This is a genomic window from Providencia sp. PROV205, from assembly GCF_028479505.1.
In the GTDB taxonomy this organism is placed as follows: Bacteria; Pseudomonadota; Gammaproteobacteria; order Enterobacterales; family Enterobacteriaceae; genus Providencia; species Providencia huaxiensis.
On the sequence record NZ_JAMPNU010000041.1, the window covers coordinates 1 to 20,840 of the forward strand.

The following is a 20,840-nucleotide window of genomic DNA, read 5'->3' on the forward strand; positions in this document are numbered from 1 at the left end:
CGACTTCAAACCCAATTCGGTCATCTTTATCGGTATGGATATGGCACACAGTACCTTGCTTAGCGAGTTCTTCAGACACCATTTCCATGGATGGCTTCACAGATTCTTCCATAAAACGCTTAACATGTGCACGTTTAGGGAAATAGACAATGTTACGCAAGCGTCGCTGCCACGGAATCGGGTTACGGCTAGCGGTAGGGGCGATGGTGGCTAATTGCTGGCTATCTCGCTTATAAGCGTCGACGCGTAAGGCTTTAAATAACCCATAAATGGAGACAAGCAAAACGGCAGCAAAGGGCAGAGCACTCGCAATGGTGAGTGTCTGTAAGGCTTGCAAACCACCTGCGAGAAGCATGGTAATGGCAACTACCCCCATCAAACCTGCCCAGAAGATACGTTGCCAAACTGGCGTGTTAGAATCGCCTCCAGAGGCTAGCGTGTCAACGACCATGGCTCCTGAATCCGCTGAAGTCACAAAAAACACAATAACCATTAGCATGGCGAAGAAAGATAAGACCGAAGAGAATGGAAAATAATTAAGGAATTCAAACAAAGCGAGAGATACGTCCGCTTGAACAGTTTCGGCTAATAATGTTGCGCCTTTATTTTTAATCAAATCAATCGCTGTGTTACCGAAGAATGTCATCCACATCAATGTGAAACCTGCGGGGACAAACAGTACTCCCATAACAAATTCACGAATGCTACGGCCGCGAGAAATACGGGCAATAAACATACCGACAAATGGCGACCAAGATAGCCACCATCCCCAGTACAGTAGCGTCCAACCACCTAACCAACTGCTTGATTTGGGTTCATAGGCGTAAAGATTAAACGTTTTACTGACTATTTCAGATAAATAACCGCCAGTATTTTCTACAAAAGATTTTAATAGTAATACAGTAGGACCTAAAATCACCACAAGCAGCAATAATAGAAATGCTAAGCCAAGGTTGAGTTCAGATAAAATACGGATCCCTTTATCTAGTCCAGAGACGACAGAAATAGTCGCTAAACCAGTAAAAGCAATAATTAACCCGACTTGTACCATTTCATTAACGGGCAAACCAAATAAATGGTTCATCCCAGCATTGACCTGTAATACGCCAAACCCTAATGAGGTCGCGACACCAAATACGGTACCGACAACAGCAAACACATCAACTGCATGGCCAATAGGGCCATAAATTCGATCACCAATAATAGGGTAAAGGGCTGAACGTAATGTCAGAGGTAGGCCGTGGCGATAACTAAAAAATGCTAAAATTAATGCGACAATGGCGTAAATCGCCCATGCATGTAACCCCCAATGGAAGAAGGTTAAACGCATCGCTTCTTTAGCAGCTTCAATGGTTTGCGGTTCACCAACTGGCGGGTTTAGGTAATGCATTACAGGTTCAGCAACCCCAAAAAACATTAACCCAATCCCCATACCTGCGGAGAAAAGCATAGCAAACCATGACACATAGCTAAAATTGGGTTGGGCGTGGTCTGGCCCCAATTTTATTTGCCCATAACGAGAGAGTCCCAGATAAGTCACACTCAAAAGAACAATAGCAACGGCAAGAATGTAGAACCAGCTAGCGTTATTAAATAAATTTTGTTGAAGATGACTTAGATGAGATTCTGCGACTTTTGGCATCAAAGCGGCAAAGCCTACGATAACCAAAATAATGATGGCAGAGCTATAAAACACAGGGGGACTAATTTTAGAACGAATTTTTTTAGAATCAGTATCAATTTGACTCATAACAACCTTCTTTTGTTTTATTTTATTTTTGGCATACCGATATCAACAAAGTATGCAGCGAGCTGTCCTTCTTAATGAAACAGTGAATAATTGCGAAAAGATTCCCTAAGGAAACGAGATAGAAAGAACAATAATAGGGTGTTGATGGCAGACTAAACCGCCAAATATAATGATGAAACCCGAGTCTTTATCACCTTCATAAGTTAAAAAATAGGCGGTTATACTGCCATGATACGAGTGAATGATCAACAATATCGGGAAATAACATTAAATAGAGGATAAAAATATCATGTTAATTATCATTAAATTAATAACTAACAATGTAATATTTACATGTTGTACCAATAAGTTAACGTAAATGAGCGAAAGTAAGTACGAGATAAGTAAAAACCATCGATAAGTAGAGGAGGAAATGTGATTAGCGTAATTGGCTATCCTTACTGCCACGCCGATTATAGCCGCTAAATGTAGATTGTTTTTTATCTAATTCATTTTGGCAGTTAATACAGAATTTAACGCCGGGTAATGCTAAACGGCGAGCCTCAGGAATTGCCTCACCACACTCTTCACAAAACTCGGCACTTTCACCTGAGTGCAATTGGCGACGCGCTTTCGCTACCGCATCATCGAGAGTGGCATCAATTTGTTCTTGAACAGCATCTTCATTTGCCCAGCCATTTGCCATCATTCACCCCTACTTGATTAAATATTGACCTTATATCAATATTGAGGCGAGAAAATTTAATTCAAGAGCAATTATTACTCTAAAGATAATGTCATATAAATGTGGTCCATTCCCTCTTCATCATACATTTCTCCTTCAGTTTGGTACCCCAGAGTATGGTAAAAATCAATGGCAGTATGTTGTGCTGAGAGCGCAATCCTACGGTAATGATGGGAACGGCCATATTGCTCTACAAATTTCATTAATTCACGTCCTAGCCCTTTACCACGGTGTGGTTTTTGTACTGCAACGCGGCCTACTTTGATGAGGTTATCGTCAAGTAGCACACAACGTAATACCGCAGCAGGCTGTCCTTCTAAATACAAAACGACATGTAATGCGGACTCATCATATTCATCGACATCGATATCAGCGGGAAACCCTTGCTCTTGAGTAAAAACTTGTTGGCGCAGGTTGAAGGCATCGGTAAGGAGTTCTGGGTTTGCATACCCAATGCTATATTTAATTTGCATTAGTTTTCCTGAGAGCTAACGAGTAAGAAGTGCAATTATATCGTGGAATGGCGAATTAGTTAGGAGGGTTTTGGTGCTTTTCGGAGGAAAATAAGAATGCAGGCATTTTAAGCCCACATTCTTGAAGGGAATTGAGAGGATAATTATTTTTTATCAGTTTCTGCGTCATTTTCTGCTTTGAGCGATTCCGTTTTTTCTTTCATATCGGTTGCCACTTCATCGGCTTTATTAATCGCATCTGTTTTAACTTCTTGGCTCAGTTCTGACGCATTTTGTTTTAATTCTTCAGCTTTGTTTTGCGCATCTTTCGTGAGTTCATCAGCTTTTTGTTCACCATCTTCTTTTAGTTGCTGGGCTTTTTCTTCAGCTTGTTTAACGGTGTCACTTGGTTTGGATGAGTCATCACAACCTACGATAACTGTAACGATCCCCGCGAAAAGAAGTGAAGTGATGAGTTTTATATTCATAAACATATCCTTAGCACGATGCTGGTAAAAATGTTATTGAAGCTCGATATTGGCATAATCGCCAATGTGTATATTTAACTATAGTTGAAATTAAGTGAGTTATAAAATAATTAGGTAACCAATTGAAATAATTATATTTTTTTACTATTGACTCAAGTGGAAGCCTATTTTCTGGAAAGTCATCTTTTGTTCCATGCTATAGAGTTATAAAAGATAGAGAATCAAGCTAAACTGATTGAACTTATTATTAAATAAATAATGAAAACAAATTTATGGCTTAGATAACAAAGGAATAGCATTATGGCGTACTATTATTCGTTGATTATTTTAAAATTTATTATCGGTTTTGCCATTGTTATCACTCATATGAATCTATCGGGGAAAACACAGCTTTCCCAAATGACTCCTATTGATTTTATTGGTAATTTTGTCTTAGGGGGCATTATTGGTGGGGTGATTTACAGTGATACTATCCCATTGTACCAGTATGTGATTATTTTAATTATTGGTGTTTTGTTTATAAGCTTTTTGAACTTTTTAACAAAAAGATTTAATTTTTTTCGTAATGTGGCCATTGGTAATCCCATACCCATTATTAAAAAAGGCCAATTTATAATGGAAAACATCTTAGAAAAAGCCAATAAGATAGACCTCATCAATATTTCATCTCGAATTCATGCACAAGGCATTCACTCCTTTCAAGAAATTTATTATGCGCAAATAGAACCTGATGGGCAGCTAACCATTATTTGTGATGAAAAAAATATGCCATCAGTGATCCTGATAAAAGAAGGGGTAATTAGAAGCTATGGTTTGGAATCTATCGAAAGAGACGAGGCTTGGTTAATACAGCAAATTGAATTACAAGGTATTGAATCAATAAACGATATTTTCTTAGCTGAATTTTGGCGTGGTGAAGTCACGTTTATTTTGCGAGATGGTAAAATAAACCGCAAGGGTGCACAGCACCTGAAAGTTATAGCTTAAATGAATAAGTCGGTGAAATGCAGGTAACATTTCACCGACAGAGACCTAATTATTGTTTTAAATCATCATAAAGCATTAATGAGGATTTATTATCTGGGTCACCAATGTAACGAGGTTGAGGTTTAAATGCCTCATTAAACAGGCTTTTTTCGGGCTCAAACCCGGTATAGTTTAAACCTGCTAAATCAGACCACGCATAGATAAAGTCCATATTACTGAATGGTCGGGCTGTTTTATCATTTAAATCAAATTGATGAGTTGATAACCACTCAGGTGACTGCCAAACTAGGAAAGGCACATTGTAAATGACTTTACTCGGCTTTCCTTCGCTGCGCCCTAACATTTTATGAGGCGGGGTATCATAAACGTCTTCACCGTGGTCTGAGAAAAACACCAGAAAACCATTTTCTTTTGAAGAATCAAAGTCCTTGATTAATGTTGAAACAACATAGTCGTTATAATATTGCGCGTTATCATAAGCATTGTAATCTTTTACTTCATCATCATTTAGATTCGCTGGAACCACGCTGTCTTTATCTTTGAAAATAGCTTTATCTTCTGGGTAGCGGAATTCATAGCGCATATGGGTTCCTAACAGATGGACAACAATAAATTTCTTTTCTGCAGGGTCTGCAAGCGCTTCTTTGAATGGAGAAAAAACCACGTCATCATAAATACGTGAGCTTTGCGCCATGTCATTGTTCAAATAATATTGCTTATCTGTTTGGCGAGAGAACGCCGTTAATAAGGTATTACGCTCAGTCATTGTCTGCTGGTTAGTGATCCAAAACGTTTTAAAACCTGCTTGCTTCATCATGTTCATGATAGAAGGGCGTGAATTGAACAGTTCAGGCTCTGTTTGTGTCGCAAACGTCAGAATTTGTTGTAGTGCCTCAATAGTATAAGGTCGTGATGTCACCACATCATTGAATACAGATAAATTAGCAGGGTAATCGTTAGCTAGCTCATCTAACTCAGGGGTGGTTGGGCGTGAATAGCCATATAGGCTCATTCTATCGCGGCTGGTGGACTCACCAATCACTAACACAAATGTGCGGGGGGTGTCACCGTTTGCATCGACGAAGTTTTCTAATGGTGGAATTTTACTGTTGTCGCGGATTAACTCCTCCATGTTTGCCAGCTGGTTTTTATATAAAAGGTAACCACTAACAAACTGCCATGGTGCAGCATAGGCGAGTTTACTATTCAAATAAGATGCGACATTAGCTATTGGCCGGTCTTGTTTAATGCCTTTGTTATAATAAGGAATTCCGAACAAAATAACTAAAATCAGCAATGAAATACCGATGCGCCCTGGTTTTGGTAATGTTACCGGTTTTAGGCGCGTCCAAAGGAAGATAGCGACGACCGTGTAAGCGAGTATGACACCTAATACTTTGAAACTAAAATATTGTTTAAGGAATTCGCCTGCTTCATTGGTATTGGTTTCAAACATCACAAACATGACACTTTGTGATATTTGGTGCCCATAAACAACAAAATAAGCGAGAGCAACAACCGAGGAAAGCCATAAAACAATCCCAATTACTCCTGCAATTAGCTTAACTTTTTTAGGAAAAAGTAGGGCAGGGATCAACCAAAGAGAGCTGTAGAGTAGTGAATCTCTTAGGCCAATGGAATTACTTTGCCCTGTTACTAGCACATACAGTTGTAATAGGGATGAAAAATACCAAAAGTAGATTAGTAACCAGAGCAGTGAGATCCAGCTAAATTTTTCTGAGTGTGTAGTGTTACCCATAGGTTTTTAAACTCTTGTTTTCTATTATTGTTAAGTCGAATTAAAAAATAATTGAGAAATCGATTTTTAGATATAAAGACGTAGTTTAAGTTCCAAAATATATCCTTTATAAATAATAATTTCTTAATAATTCCGTAACGCTATGTTTATTAGTGTTTTTTTTGCAAAGAACGTGTTTGGTTTTAATGGGGCAGTTCTTGTGATATTCAATTATAGACGATGTTTTGCCCGCCATTAGCAAAATAGTAAATGGCGAATTAGCATTTGTAATCGTCTTTACGCCATTGATACTATCCTTTGACATATTTATGGTATATAAGAAAATTTGGTGAATGCATCAGTGAAGGGTGAGAGCAATACATGTTAGATAACTCATTTGTGGCTTTTTTGAAATCACCCCTATCAATTAGGGTGCTTCTTTCATTGCTAATTATTATTGATGGCGCAATGATTTTAAAGCCTGTATTAAGCGCTTATACCGACTACATTGATTGGCGTGAGTCTGGGCTAACACAGTGGTTGAAGTCACTGGGTTTTATGAAATTGCTGGATATCCCGAGATTTTTATTGGGAATTTCACTGATTTTCCTATCGCTATTTATGGTTAACGGAGCCCGTATCGCTTGGGTGTTTTCATTATTTTTACTTGGGATTATTTCATTTGTTGACCTGCGGTTAACACAAGAAAACATACATCAAGGTTATTTTTCCCTCTTTTTATTGGTTGCTTTGTGCCTTTTTTGGAAGCTGTATCATCACCATAGCTTAACCAGTGCCGGGTTTGTGGCAATAACCTGTATTATTGCATTATTGCTGTATTCCATTTTTGGTACTTTATATATTGGTGATGAATTTTCACCAGTCGTTAAAGACGGCACAACGGCCTTTTATTTTGCTTTAGTTTGCATGACAACGGTCGGGTTTGGTGACATTGTTCCGGTTACGGTTGATGCGCGTGTATTCACAGTGACAGTGATTATTTTAGGGATCACAATTTTTACCACTTCAGTGGTTTATATTGTTGGGGTGTTAGCTAAAGGTACGAAAGAAATCGTGCGTAAGAGGTTTTCTTATATGAAAAATCATTATGTGGTGATTGGTAGCACACCAATGGCCGTCAATGTCTATCAAGGGCTGAAAAACCGAGAACTGCCGGTGGCCGTGATTTGCCAAGAAAACCATCGCAGCCATTACCCTGAAAAGGATAATATTGTGACCGGTGACCCAACCAGTTCCGAATTGCTCGCCGCTGCTAATGTTAAACATGCAAAGTGTGTGTTAGTCATGACAGATAGCGATTCGCTCAGTACTTTCGCTTTATTGGGGGTGAAAGAGCAAGCGGGGGAAAATAGTTCGGTAAAAACTGTGGTGCTAATTAACCAAGAAAGCAATATGGATAAAGTTCGCTTACTTAAGCCTGATATGTTGTTTTCATTATCTACGCTAGGTTCAGAGGTTTTGATGCAAGTGCTTTGCGGTGAAGCAATATCGAGCGACTCTATTAGTGATATGCTGTTGAACAAAGTTGCAAAAAGCTAACCTTTAAAATAAAAACAACAGGAATTGTGCTGCATGCTAAGTGCTCAAGATGTGAGTTGCCTTCGGCAAAATAGGGTTCTATTTCACCAGCTAAATTTTACCGTTCAGCCCAGTGAGATCTTGCAAGTTGAAGGGCCTAATGGTGCGGGGAAAACCACCTTGTTACGCATGATGGCGGGGCTATTAAAACCTGATGAGGGTGCGGTTTGTTGGAATAATCGATCGATTGAAAAACTGAAAGAAGAGTTTACGCGTCATCTGCTTTATTTAGGGCACAAACCCGCAGTGAAATCATTATTGACCCCGTATGAAAACCTCAAATTTTATTACCGAATGCATAATAAAGGCAGTGAAGGTGACCGTATTTGGGCCGCTTTAGAGGAAGTTTCGCTAATTGGTTATGAAGATATCCCTGTAAGTCAATTGTCTGCGGGCCAACAACGGCGTGTTAATTTAGCGAGGTTATGGCTAAGCGAAGCCCCTCTGTGGGTACTTGACGAGCCTTTTACTGCAATTGATGTTGCGGGAGTGGCACGTTTAACAGAACGTTTTCATCAACATGCAGAGCAAGGGGGGATTATTTTGTTTACCTCTCACCAAGCGATGTCAGGGCAATTTGGCTCACTAAAACTGACGGGTGGGGTTGAAACATGTTTTGGTTATTAATTAAACGAGAACTTAAAATTGCTTTTCGTGGTTTTTCTGAATTGGTTAACCCGTTGTGGTTTTTCTTAATTGTTATCACACTATTTCCTCTTAGTATTGGTCCTGAACCTCAGTTATTAGCACGTATTGCGGTTGGGGTATTTTGGGTTGCCGCTATTTTGTCTTCGCTGTTATCGTTAGAGCGCTTATTTAAGGATGATTACCTCGATGGTTCCCTTGAACAGCTACTTTTGGCCCCACATCCCTTATTTATTACCGTTTTTGCTAAAGTCATTGCACACTGGTTAGTCACTGGGCTGCCCTTGATCTTGTTATCTCCAGTTGCTGCATTAATGCTGTCTTTTAGCGCAGACACGCTATTTGTCTTAGCGGGAACATTGTTACTGGGTACGCCTGTATTGAGTTTTATTGGTGCGATAGGCGCGGCATTAACGGTTTCTTTAAAAAAAGGTGGCGTTTTAGTCAGCCTGCTAGTTTTACCGCTTTATATTCCTGTGCTTATCTATGCAACAGGTACAATGGAGGCGCATAGCTTTAAAATGCCGCTAGATGGCTATTTTGCCATTCTCGCAGCGCTGTTTGCCGCCAGTATTACTTTTTCGCCACTTGCGATAGCTGCTGCGTTGAAACTTAATATTAGCAATAGTTAGCTGCTCACCTCTTCTCATCAATAGGTAATTAGGGCGTTGATATGCCCTAATTACCGATCTTTCTTACCCTCTTTTTTATAAAGTTGTAATAATTTATTTCAAATGTAATTGGTTAGATTTTCTTTACTCTTTATAAGAGAGAGGGTACTACAACTATTTGATTTTTAGTCACTAAAAATTACGCCTTAAGGTGCATTTTTGATGTTTATCTGGCTTGAATATAATATTCCCTACAAGTTAAATTTGTTTTTTATTTTTATAATTAATTGATATATAAGTTTATTTTGTTTTTATTGAAAGTAATTGGTTATTTTAAAATTAAGCAGACAATTAACAAAAAATGCGAACCAATTGGATTGTTATTTAATAAAAAGTATGTAAAGTTGCGTATATTAACTTAACCTAAATCCAAACCGTTAAAAAAAACTAATGCTTAATGTACGTACCTTACTGAACGGATCAATTTGTTTTGCCTTTTGTTTTCCTGCTCTTGCAAAAGCGTCATTATTGAAACCAGATAACACAGATAACTTGTTCAATCGTCAAACGCATCAGCAACAAACGTTACAACAGCAGTTTGATGCAAAATCTCCCGATGTGAACTTATCTGCTTCCATTGCAAAAACACGTCTGCAATTTCCGCAAGAGACTCCTTGTTTTTTAATTGAACAGGTTGTTGTCAGTGGGCAAGATGCCTTCCCACATTGGGTACCTATAGAAAGGTTAGCGGGTCAGGCTGTTGGTCATTGTATTGGTGTTGATGGCATCAATTTATTAGTCACTGACGTACAAAATCGGCTGATTAGCCACGGCTGGATCACCAGTCGTGTATTGGTTCCTGAACAAGATTTATCAACAGGAGTTCTCCAATTAGTTGTCATGCCAGGCAAAGTACAAAAAGTCATTTTTACTGATGACTCATCACAATACAGTACGCTGTATACCGCAATGCCAGCCCATTCAGGTAATTTATTGGATTTGAGGGATATTGAGCAAGGCTTAGAAAATCTACAACGTTTGCCAACCGTACAAGCATCGATGGAAATGATCCCCGGTGATGGCCCGGGTGAAACCCAAATTGTGATCAACCGTCAGCAATCACGCTATTGGCATGCGGGCGCGTGGGTGGATAATACGGGTTCAAAAAGTACCGGTAAAAACCAAGCGGGTGTGATGCTTGCATTGGATAACCCGACTTCTCTCAGCGATCTTTTCTATCTTACAGCGACTCGCGATTTAAGTTTTTCTAGCGATAAAGACACCACCAACTACAGCGCGCACTACTCGGTGCCGTTTGGTTATTGGCAGTTTGCCACCACCGCGAGTGATTATGAATACACTCAAACTATTGCTGGTGCAAATAGTGATATTGAATATCGCGGTAAAAGTAAAAGCTTGAATTTGCAACTGAGCAATGTGCTTTACCGTGATGCCACAGCGAAAACCACCGCTACCTATGATCTGAATTTGCGCGAAACCCGTAACTTTGTGCAAAACACTGAAATTGAAAATCAAAAACGGCGCACTACAGCGTGGAAGTTAGGTCTAAACCATCGCCAGTATGTGGGGCAATCAACCATTAACGTGGGGGCGAGTTACCAACACGGGACGCGTTGGTTTGGCGCTATGCCTGCTTTTGAAGAGTTTCGTAGTAAAGCTTCTCAAGATTATGCGACAGCCCTCGCGATTGTGATGCAGTTTAACGCATCAGCTAGTATCCCTTTTACAGTGGCCGAACAATCGTTGCGTTTTGATACTCAGTATTCGCGTCAAATAAGCGACCGTCCCTTAACGCCTCAAGATCAATTTAGTATTGGTAACCGCTGGACGGTACGCGGCTTTGATGGTGAGCGCACACTCAGTGCGGATGAAGGCTGGACACTTCGCAACACCTTGTCATGGTCACTGCCTATTCCTGCTCAAGAGCTCTATGTTGGGGCTGATTACGGCAAAATCAGTGGGCGTTGGACTAACCAGAATTTAGGGACTCACCTTGCGGGTGGGGCGATTGGCCTACGTGGGGCAATAACCCCTGCCAATTTGAGTTATGACTTATCTATCGGTACTCCCTTCTCTAAACCTGATGGTTTTAGAACCGACCCTGCCACTTTTGCTTTCTCTGTAAACTGGAATTATTAAGGACTCTCAGGATGAACAAGTTATTTTACCGCCTAATTTTTAATGCTGCTCGCCAAATGGTGATGGTGGTTTCAGATATTACGCGCAGCCATCGTGCGGGTCCTGCGGGTTCGAGTGAAAATCACGTAGAGAAAGCAACAAGTGGACGAGTGCGCTGGTCAATTAAACCGATAGTCACTTCTTTGTGGTTTACATTAGGAATGGTGAGCTTTAGCGTTTCGTCATCGACCATCGTTGCAGATGGTAAGGCTCCGGGTAACCAACAACCGACCATTGTTAATACGCAAAATGGTTTACCGCAAGTTAATATTCAAGCGCCTAACCGTGATGGTGTCTCTCGTAATCAATACAGCCAGTTCGATGTTGATCATAAAGGGGCGATCCTCAATAACAGCAGCACCAACACGAACACACAACTTGGTGGGATGATCCAAGGTAATGATTGGCTCGCTAAAGGGGAAGCCAAAATTATCCTCAATGAGGTAAATAGCCGTGACCCGAGTCAACTTAATGGTTTTATTGAAGTGGCAGGGAAAAAAGCGGATGTGATCATCGCCAACCCTGCGGGGATCACCTGTAACGGTTGCGGGTTTATCAATGCCGATAAAGCTTTGCTATCGGCGGGAAAAACTTTAATTGAAAACGGTAAAATCAAAGGATTTGAGGTCGATAAAGGCAGCATCAATATTCTTGGGAAAGGCTATAATGGCAATGGTACCAACTACACCGCGTTGATTGCCCGCTCAGTGAATATCAATGCGAAATTGCATGCCAAAGATTTAGCGATCACGACAGGGAAAAATACCGTGGCAGCGGATGGAACAACCATTCTTAAAACGGATAATTCCTCTGCCGATGATAAGCCTGAATTTGCTTTAGATGTTGCCGCATTAGGGGGGATGTACGCCAATACTATTAAAATGCGTGGGACAGAGCACGGTGTAGGCGTGCGTAATGCGGGGCATATTGGGGCACAAGCCGGGGATATTACCCTGTCAGCGGATGGGAAAGTAGGTAACTCTGGCGTGATCACCGCTAGCCAAAATATTGCCCTGACTAGCCAAGATGCTATCAATAATACCGGTACTATACTGGCGCAAAACGATATCCAGCTCAAAGCGAAACAGGCAATAACTAACACCGATAAAGGCCAAATCGTTGCAGGGCGTGATGCAGCAGTTCATGCAGAGCAAATTAACAGTGATCGTAGTGCTTTATTGGCGGCAGGGGTCGATAGCAAAGGTAAGCTGACTTCCGCGGGGTCGTTAACAGTTAAAGGGGATAAATCACTTGCATTACAAGGGGATATTGTCGCCAAAGACACCTTAACCGCGACAGGTAGTTCACTTGATTTGTCTGATTCTAATACCCAAGCCAACAATATTGTGTTGACCTCAACGACAACCGATATTCGAACGAAAAATGCGCACCTAAAAGCCACGAATAAAGCCACATTGACGGCTAAAACGGGCATTGATAATCAGCGCGGCGAGATTGTTGCCAATGAGCTCACGTTAATTGCACCTGAGTTAATTGATAATCAGCAAGGCAAATTGGTTCAAACGGGTAACTCAAAAAATACCTTAAATACCAAGCTATTAAACAATCAGCAAGGGGAAATTAACCTTGCAGGTGATACTTCAATCACGACGCAGCAGTTAAATAACCAGTCTGGGCAGTTACTCAGCCGTGATGGCAAGGTTGATATTCAAAGCAAAAACCTGAGCAACCAACAAGGCACGCTACTCGCATCCGGTAAACAAGGCCTGATCATCAAGACAGATACGCTTGATGGGCAGAAAGGGGAAATTCTGACCAGTGGTGCACTGGGGTTAACCGCAAAATCGGCCAATCTTGACCAAAGTACAACACAAGCAGAGCACATCACTTTACAAGCAAATACGTTATCTCATCGTCAAGGAAATATGCTGCAGACGGGTGATAAAACGCTGAAACTCAATATAGCTAATCGATTAGATAACAACCAAGGGAGTATTGCATCCAAAGGTGATCTGAATTTACAAGCAGGGGCCGTTGACAACACGGACGGTAAAATCCTCACTAGCTCGAACCATCGTTTAGACCTAACATCTGCTGGTGAATTGAATAATACTCGTGGGGTTATTCAAACCGATAAGTACCTGATGATCAAAGCCGATAAGCTGATCAACCAGCAAGGTAAAATGAGCAGTTTATCCGGTGCTGCTTTATTAACGGCAAATCGTTTAGCAGGTGAAAAAGGGACTATTTATACGCAAAATGCATTGCGCATAGAAAGTGCCGATATCAATTTAAACCAAGGCTTCACGCAAGCAGGCCAAGTTTCTATTTTAGCCAACAACTTTACCCATCAGGGTGCCACCTTGTTGCAAACTGGGGAAGGTAAAACTGAGCTACATATTCAAAACCAATTTGATAACCAGAAAGGTGAAATTTCCAGTAATGGCCAAATTGATATTGTGGCAAACGGGCTAAACAACCAAGACGGCAAAATTATTGCGGCAAAATTAGGCCATTTGACGTTGGCTATTCAACAGGCGCTGAATAATACACAAGGGACATTATTAGGCAATCAAGGTATTCAGCTAGCAGCGGAACGCTTAATTAACCAATCCGGTAAAATTATTGCCAGCTTTGGTGATAACCAATTGACACTTAAACAGTTGGATGGTGAAAAAGGGGAAATTCTCTCGAAAGGCAAACTGGCTTTAACGGGGGATGAACTTAATCTCAATGACGCGGTGACGCAGGCCGATAACATCCAAATTGAAGGACAAAACCTGTCTCATCAGCGTGGGAAAATGCTGCAAACGGGCAGTGAAAAAGGGCAAATCAAGCTTGCTCAAACCCTTGATAACCAGTCAGGGAATATTAGCAGCCAAGGCACACTAAGTCTTGATGTCAATACGCTTGCTAACCAGCAAGGTGTTGTGGTCGCGGCAAAAGTCGGGTCACTAATCCTAAATGCGAAGCAGAGCGTAGATAACACCCAAGGCACCTTATTTGCAGAACAAGACTTTACCCTTAACACACAGTCGTTCACCAATATTGACGGTAAAGCAATTAGTAAACAAGGGAATATGCTGCTGACCACTGAAGACTTGCAAGGTCAGCGTGGGGAAATCATTGCTCAAGGCGATTTATCACTAAGTGGTAAAGGGATTGACCTGACAGCCGCAAATACGCAAGCGCAGCATATCCAATTGCGAGCGAATAATTTAACCCATCAGCAAGGAACAATGACCCAACTGGGTGAACGTGAAGGTACTATTGAGGTATCCCAACAGATTAACAATAGCGCAGGGGATATCAGTGGTAACGGCTCTTGGCTAATCAAAGCAAATACCCTTGATAATCAACAAGGTAAAATATTCAGCGCAAGAATGGGTAAGCTTGATTTACAAATTCAACAAGTGCTGGATAACACAGGTGGAGCATTGACCGGCCGGCAGGGTGTATTTGTGGAAACCCAATCATTGATTAACCGCACAGGTAAAGTGGTTGCGAGCATGGGGAATGTCACCTTAAATAGTCAATCACTAGACGGTGATGAAGGTGAAATACTGGCATCGAACACCTTGAATATTGAAGGTGGAATGCTTTCGCTAAATCAGGCTGTCACCCAAGCAGATCATATCTTAATAACGGCAAATACCCTTGATCACCAAGGCGGGAAATTATTACAAACTGGCGATAAAGCCGGGAAAATCAATTTACAAGGGAAGCTGAATAACCAAGCGGGTGAAATAGGCAGTAATGGCGACTTTTCATTAACCGCCAATAGTCTTGATAATCGTGATGGACAAGTCATCACTGCAAAAAATGGTCAGCTAGGCATTGATTTAACCCGTGAATTATTAAACCAAAGCGGGGCTCTCATTGGTGAGAATGGGCTGAACATAACGGCAAGTGATATCGAAAACCAGCAAGGAAAATTGGTTGCTCGCCATGGTGATGCAAAACTGGATGTGGCTAATGGTATCAATAACCAAGCAGGGTTAATTGCCGCAGGGCAACTGTTGCAGATGAGCAACCAAGCACTACAAAACCAGTTGGGTTATTTACAAGCAAATACCATTGATATTAATACCCATAACCAGCGGTTTGATAATACACAAGGTTCGTTATTAGCTCAGCAAACATTAGTATTAAATAGTGGCCAAATTGACAACCAACAAGGGTCAATTCAATCAGGTAATGACATGCTGATTGATACTCACGGTGAGCAGCTCAATAACACCCAAAGCGGTGACAATAAAGGCATTTATGCGCAAGGTGGGTTAACCCTAACAACGGGGGAACTCAATAATGAGCAAGGCCGTATTGTGGCGAAAAACACGCTTAATCTGAACAGCCAAGGTGTTAACAACCAGCAAGGCTTGGTGGGCAGCCAGTCTGAACTCTCAATGACAACGCAACTATTGGATAACCGTGAAGGCGTGATTAAAGGCCGCTCTGTGAGTATTGACACACAGGGGCAGAAACTGACGAATCTTGCTAAAAAAGCCGATCAAGGCATTTTTGCTAGCCAAAATCTGGCGATGACAATTGGTGAGTTAATCAATCGCCAAGGGCAAATACAAGCGAACCAAATCTCCCTCGATAGTCAGAAAAAACGTGTTGATAATACGGAGGGGGAAATTCTTGCCGTCAATAATTTAACGGCAAACACGGGGGCACTGGATAACCAACAAGGTCGACTTCAAGCAGGAAAGCAGCTCACACTCAACACCCATGGTGAGCAGATAAACAATAGCTTTACGCAAAAAAATGGTGGTTTATTAAGTGGGGGCGGTTTATCGATTGACAGTGGCAGACTGCTTAACCAGCAAGGGCAAATTCAAAGCTCATGGGCGGCATCACTCACCACGACAGGTATTGAGAACCAGAACGGGCAAATTTTCGCTGGGCAGTCGATGGATATCAATACCCAGCAGCAGGCATTGCTAAATCAGCAAGGGACATTAGCGAGTAATGACAAGCTTGAATTGAATACTGGGGATTTAAATAATACCCAAGGTGTGGCTCAAGGAAAACTTGGACTCACAGTGAATGCTGAGCAAATTGATAACCAAAAAGGGTTATTACTGAGCCAATCGGCGTTAAAAGTGACAGGAAAAAACCTCGATAATACTGAAGGGGTTGTTCAATCTCAGGGGAGTACAACGCTGGATATTCATCAACGGATTGATAACCAGCAAGGGCAGGTTTTGTCCGGTCAAAACCTGAACGTAAATACCCAACAACTCAATAATATGAGTGGTGTTATTCAAGGTCTCAATAATGTTGAACTGGTAGTCAAACAGCAAATTGAAAACCAACAAGGCTGGATCAAAGCCAATGAAAACCTTGATATTTCTGCGGAGTCTATTGATAACAAAAATACAGCTCAAGCAGGTAAAGGCCTTGAAGGGGCAAATGTTAACCTCAGAACCACACATTTAGATAACCAAAGCGGGGCGGTTCGTGCAGGGCAAGCGATTGAAGCGAATATCGCACAAAGCCTGAATAACATACAAGGGATGCTATCTGCGGGAACGGATTTGAATGTAACCGATAAAGCGCAAGGTAAAGTCTTAGCGGTATTAAATCAGCAAGGGGTGATAGTCAGTAATGGCTCTGCCACGATCACGGCGAACCAGTTAACAGGTGAAGGTAAACTTATCGCGCAAAAAGCGTTATCGCTCACCTTCAATCAACTATTTGAAAATACGGGACGCATTCAGGCAGGTGAAAACCTAACGGCTAATTTTGCTCAAGGTTTTACCAATAAAGGGTTAATTTCTAGTCTTGGCGAGCTGGTTTTAAACACAACGACCGTTATTAACCAACTTTCAGGTGAGATCAGTGGGCAAAGTACCCGTATAAAAGCCAGTGGTCAGGTACATAACACTGGGCTCATTGATGGCGTATTAACCCATATTGTTGCTAATTCCTTAAGTAACTTAGGAACAGGCCGCATTTATGGTGATTTCCTTGCCATCGCAGTAAATAGCTTAGTCAATGATAAACAAGGAGATAAAGCAGCGGTTATTGCTGGGCGTAAAGAGGCCAACCTTGCAGTTGGTGAACTGTTGAACCGTGATCACGCTTTAATTTACAGTGATGGTGATTTAACTATCGGTAGCCAATTAAACGACCAGCTAAAAGCCACCGGTCATGCTAAAAGCGTGAAAAACCATAGTGCTAACATTGAAGCGGCAGGTAACCTCACACTAAAAACGGATTTACTTGAAAATAAAGATATCCATTTACAACTGACTGATGAAGCCGTGGAAGTGAGCCGTGAACATTTTGATTGGTACGATTTTGGTAATGGGCGACGTTATAAAATTCAGCCGCGTAATGGCAACCAAACGCGTTACGCTATTAATGAAGATGGTACGCTGAACAAGGAAGTGGGTATTCATTATGAAAAATCTAATCGCTGGCGGATGTTTGAGTATGGTAACTGGACTAAGAATTTTTATGAATACGATTACGACCGTATCATTTATGAAACCCAAGTTATCAAACGCGATGCCGCATTGATTACGAGTGGAAAGCACTTGACGATTGATGGTCAGCAGCTGAACAATGAAAATTCACGCGTTGTTGCGGGGCAAAACCTGATCTTAACAGGCTATGATCTCAACAACGAAGAAGCACAGGGTGTTCGCCGTATCTTTGAAGATGGAAATACGATTTATCGCTATAAAGGTGGTAAAAAATGGAAAACGCGTACTAGCACGTCAAAATACCAAGGGGTTAATAGCGAAGAAGATTTAGCCTTACATCTATTAGAGGTTGCCGAGAACGCGGGGGGGATCAATAAAACTCAGCTCGATTCAGTGAAAGTGAACCAACTGGATGGGCAAGCCGAACGTGTTTCTGACGCTAATCAACAAGAAAACCAAGGTGCAGCTGTTACTGAGCAAGCGTTAAAAGATAGCAAAAACACGCCATTAGACCTGAAGCCAGGCCAACAAATGGAAGTGGCGCAGTTACCTTCAATTTCAGACAAAGTGGATGTTAAAGACGACAAATCGGTTGACTCATCATTACACGCTGATGATGCCAACATCGGTAACGGGGCTGACATTCAAGGGCAAACTGATGTAGGCAAAGGGGAAAATATCACTGCGGAGACTGGGCCTCAGGGGAAAGACAACCTCGATACCGTGATAAGAACCGTTGGGCCAAACACTCAATTACCCGACAATAGTCTGTTTAACTTAACACCGGGTAGTGATAGCCAATTTTTGATTGAAACCGACCCGCGTTTCACTAACTACAAGAAATGGTTGTCGAGTATTGATATTGTCACCAATGAGCAGCTCCATAAGCGTTTGGGGGATGGTTACTATGAGCAACGTTTAGTTCGTGATCAACTGATTGAAACCACAGGACAGCGCTTATTAGGCAACTACAATAGTGATGAAGAGCAATATCGCGCGCTGCTAACTAACGGTGTTGCGTTTGGTAAGCAATTTAACCTGACTCCGGGCATTGCATTATCACCAGAGCAAATGGCGAACTTAACCACAGACATCGTGTGGATGGTGAATAAAGAAGTCACACTGCCGGATGGCCGCGTTGAAATGGTTAGTGTTCCGCAAGTGTATGTCCGAGCCCGTCAAGGGGACTTAAACGGTAATGGTGCATTGTTAGCGGGGCGTAATGTTTCCGCCAACATGACCGGTAATATCCTTAATAGCGGTGAAATCAGTAGCCGTGAACTGACCGATTTACGTGCTGAAAATATCGAAAATAGTGGGCGCATTCAAGGTAAAGATGTACAACTTGATACCCTAAAAGATATTAAGAATATCGGTGGGGAAATTCGTGGATTAGACAGCGTTTCGCTTTTAGCTGGCCGCGATATTCTCAGTGAAACTGCGCAGCGTGGAGATGGCCAATCACAATGGCTCGACCGACCAGCCAGTATTTATGTCACAGGTGATAATGGCCAGCTTATCTTAAAAGCGGTACAAGATATCAACTTGATCGCCACAGATGTCGGCAATTTAGGTGTTGATGGCAAAACTTCCATTATTGCGGGACGCGATATTAGTTTAGAAACTCGTGATGTCAGCTCGGCATTTGATTACACGCATAATTCAAGCAATTACTATCGTGGGGCTAATAGCACTGAAGTCGGCACGCAAATCCAAACTAAAGGGGATTTAACCTTATCGGCTGGGCAAGATCTTTCCGCTCGTGCAACGACTGTGGCCAGCGGTGGAGAGCTGGCGATCAATGTTGGACGTGACATCAATATTACCTCTGGTATTGAAACCAGTGACTATGCGAAACACACAAAAAGCACGGATAAAGGCTTTTTATCAAGCACGACAAAAGAAACTCATGATGAGGTGAACGAACGTACCGCTATCAGTAGTACGTTTAGCGGCGATAGTGTGAAAGTGACCGCAGGGAACAACGTCAATATCGAAGGGAGTAATTTACTTGGAACCAACGATGTCAATGTTACCGCTGGAAATCAGTTAAATGTGACCACTTCTGATGAAGCGTCCCATGAAACACATATGTCGAAAACAACCAAGTCAGGCCTGATGAGCACCGGCGGCATTGGTTTCACGGTTGGTTCAAATTCACAAAAAGTGACCACCGATACGGATAGTAACCAGAAAAAAGGCAGTGTGATTGGGAGTACGGCAGGCGATGTGACATTGACCGCAGGTGGTACAGCAAGCATTCATGGTAGTGATGTGATTGCGGCGAAAGATATCAATGTGACCGGTAGTGATGTGAATATTACGGCTGCTGAAAATAGCCGTACCGATATCACCACAGTGGAAACCAAATCCAGCGGGTTGACGGTTTCCCTCGGCGGTGCAGCGGGCAGCATGTTAGATGGAATGGCGCAGACCGCGAAATCGGCAAAACAAGAAGATGACGGACAATTAGCGGCCCTTAAAGGGATGAAGGCAGGTCTACAAGGCGTTCAGGCTCAACAAGCGGGTGAGCTAGCAGGTTTGAAAGAAGGCGGCAGTGTGGCAGATGCCTTTGGCGTTAATGTGTCATATGGCAGCAGTTCGTCTAAATCGACCACCAAAACCGAGCAGCATACGGCGTCAGGTAGTAGTTTAAGTGCGGGGGATAACATCACCCTTACTGCGACGGGTAAAAAAGAGGGTAGCCAAGGGGATCTGACAGTACAAGGTAGCCAACTGGATGCGGATAAAAACGTCACGTTAACCGCCAAAAATGATATCAACCTGACCAGTGCCACCAACACGCAAAAAGTGGATGGGAAAAACGAAAGCAAAGGCAGCTCAATCGGTGCGGGTATCAGTACGGGCGGTTGGAATGTCAATGCGAGTGTGAATAAAGGCAGCGGCTTTGAAAAAGGTGACAGCCAGTTCTACACCGATACGGAAGTGAACGCAGGCAAACAACTGACCCTCAACAGCGGCAAAGATACCACGCTGACAGGCGCACACGCGAGTGGGGAAACTGTTAAAGCCAATGTGGGCGGGGATTTAACTTTATCGAGCCAACAAGTTACTGATAAGTATGACTCAAAGCAACAGGGCGGCAGTTTAAGCGGCAGTATTGGAACAGGCTTAAATACCACCGCTTCGGTGAATGTTAATAAAACCGAGATGCACAGCGATTATCAATCGGTAGATAAACAAACGGGTATTAATGCAGGCAAAGGCGGTTTTGATATCACCGTCGGG

General features: G+C 42.1%; 11 protein-coding genes. 6 read left to right on the forward strand and 5 right to left on the reverse strand.

All coding sequences use genetic code 11. The features are described from left to right. The 4 genes from PR800_RS18785 to PR800_RS18800 all read right to left on the reverse strand — a co-directional run. The coding region (locus tag PR800_RS18785; protein WP_272531243.1) for a BCCT family transporter at positions 1–1,750 on the reverse strand (1,750 nt) is incomplete at its 3' end. Positions 1,751–2,168: 418 nt separating this feature from the next. Then, entirely contained in the window at positions 2,169–2,435 is a 267-nt protein-coding gene (locus tag PR800_RS18790; protein WP_036958544.1) for a DksA/TraR family C4-type zinc finger protein, read from the reverse strand. Between the two features lie 74 nt (positions 2,436–2,509). After that, positions 2,510–2,947 carry a GNAT family N-acetyltransferase gene (locus PR800_RS18795; protein WP_210844170.1) on the reverse strand — a complete coding sequence of 146 codons (438 nt, stop codon included), beginning with the start codon at positions 2,945–2,947 and terminating at the stop codon, positions 2,510–2,512. A 143-nt stretch (positions 2,948–3,090) separates the two neighbouring features. Continuing rightward, positions 3,091–3,414 (reverse strand): hypothetical protein, encoded by a 324-nt coding sequence (locus PR800_RS18800; RefSeq protein ID WP_102139485.1) that lies wholly within the window; start codon positions 3,412–3,414, stop codon positions 3,091–3,093. A 300-nt stretch (positions 3,415–3,714) separates the two neighbouring features. Between PR800_RS18800 and PR800_RS18805 the strand changes: the two genes are divergently transcribed. Further along, positions 3,715–4,401, forward strand: a complete 687-nt coding sequence (locus PR800_RS18805; RefSeq protein WP_102139484.1) for a DUF421 domain-containing protein — start codon at positions 3,715–3,717, stop codon at positions 4,399–4,401. A 49-nt stretch (positions 4,402–4,450) separates the two neighbouring features. Here the strand turns inward: PR800_RS18805 and cptA are convergent, their stop codons facing one another. Continuing rightward, the gene (gene cptA / locus PR800_RS18810) at positions 4,451–6,160 is read right to left on the reverse strand and encodes a phosphoethanolamine transferase CptA (protein ID WP_102139483.1); all 1,710 of its coding nucleotides are present in this window, start codon (positions 6,158–6,160) and stop codon (positions 4,451–4,453) included. A gap of 360 nt (positions 6,161–6,520) precedes the next feature. Between cptA and PR800_RS18815 the strand changes: the two genes are divergently transcribed. From PR800_RS18815 to PR800_RS18835, 5 genes are all read left to right on the forward strand, one after another. Next, on the forward strand, positions 6,521–7,699 hold the full coding sequence (locus tag PR800_RS18815; protein WP_102139482.1) for an ion channel: 1,179 nt from the start codon (positions 6,521–6,523) through the stop codon (positions 7,697–7,699). A 33-nt stretch (positions 7,700–7,732) separates the two neighbouring features. Next, positions 7,733–8,365, forward strand: a complete 633-nt coding sequence (gene ccmA, locus PR800_RS18820; RefSeq protein WP_210848838.1) for a cytochrome c biogenesis heme-transporting ATPase CcmA — start codon at positions 7,733–7,735, stop codon at positions 8,363–8,365. Next, complete coding sequence (gene ccmB / locus PR800_RS18825) at positions 8,350–9,015, forward strand: heme exporter protein CcmB (RefSeq protein WP_004905254.1); 666 nt, start codon at positions 8,350–8,352, stop codon at positions 9,013–9,015. Before ccmA ends, ccmB begins: the two co-directional genes overlap by 16 nt. Before the next feature lie 429 nt (positions 9,016–9,444). Beyond that, a complete protein-coding gene (locus PR800_RS18830) occupies positions 9,445–11,154 on the forward strand; it encodes a ShlB/FhaC/HecB family hemolysin secretion/activation protein (protein ID WP_206276568.1) in 1,710 nt (569 codons plus the stop codon). Positions 11,155–11,165: 11 nt separating this feature from the next. Beyond that, the coding region (locus PR800_RS18835) for a two-partner secretion domain-containing protein (protein WP_272531244.1) at positions 11,166–20,840 on the forward strand (9,675 nt) is incomplete at its 3' end.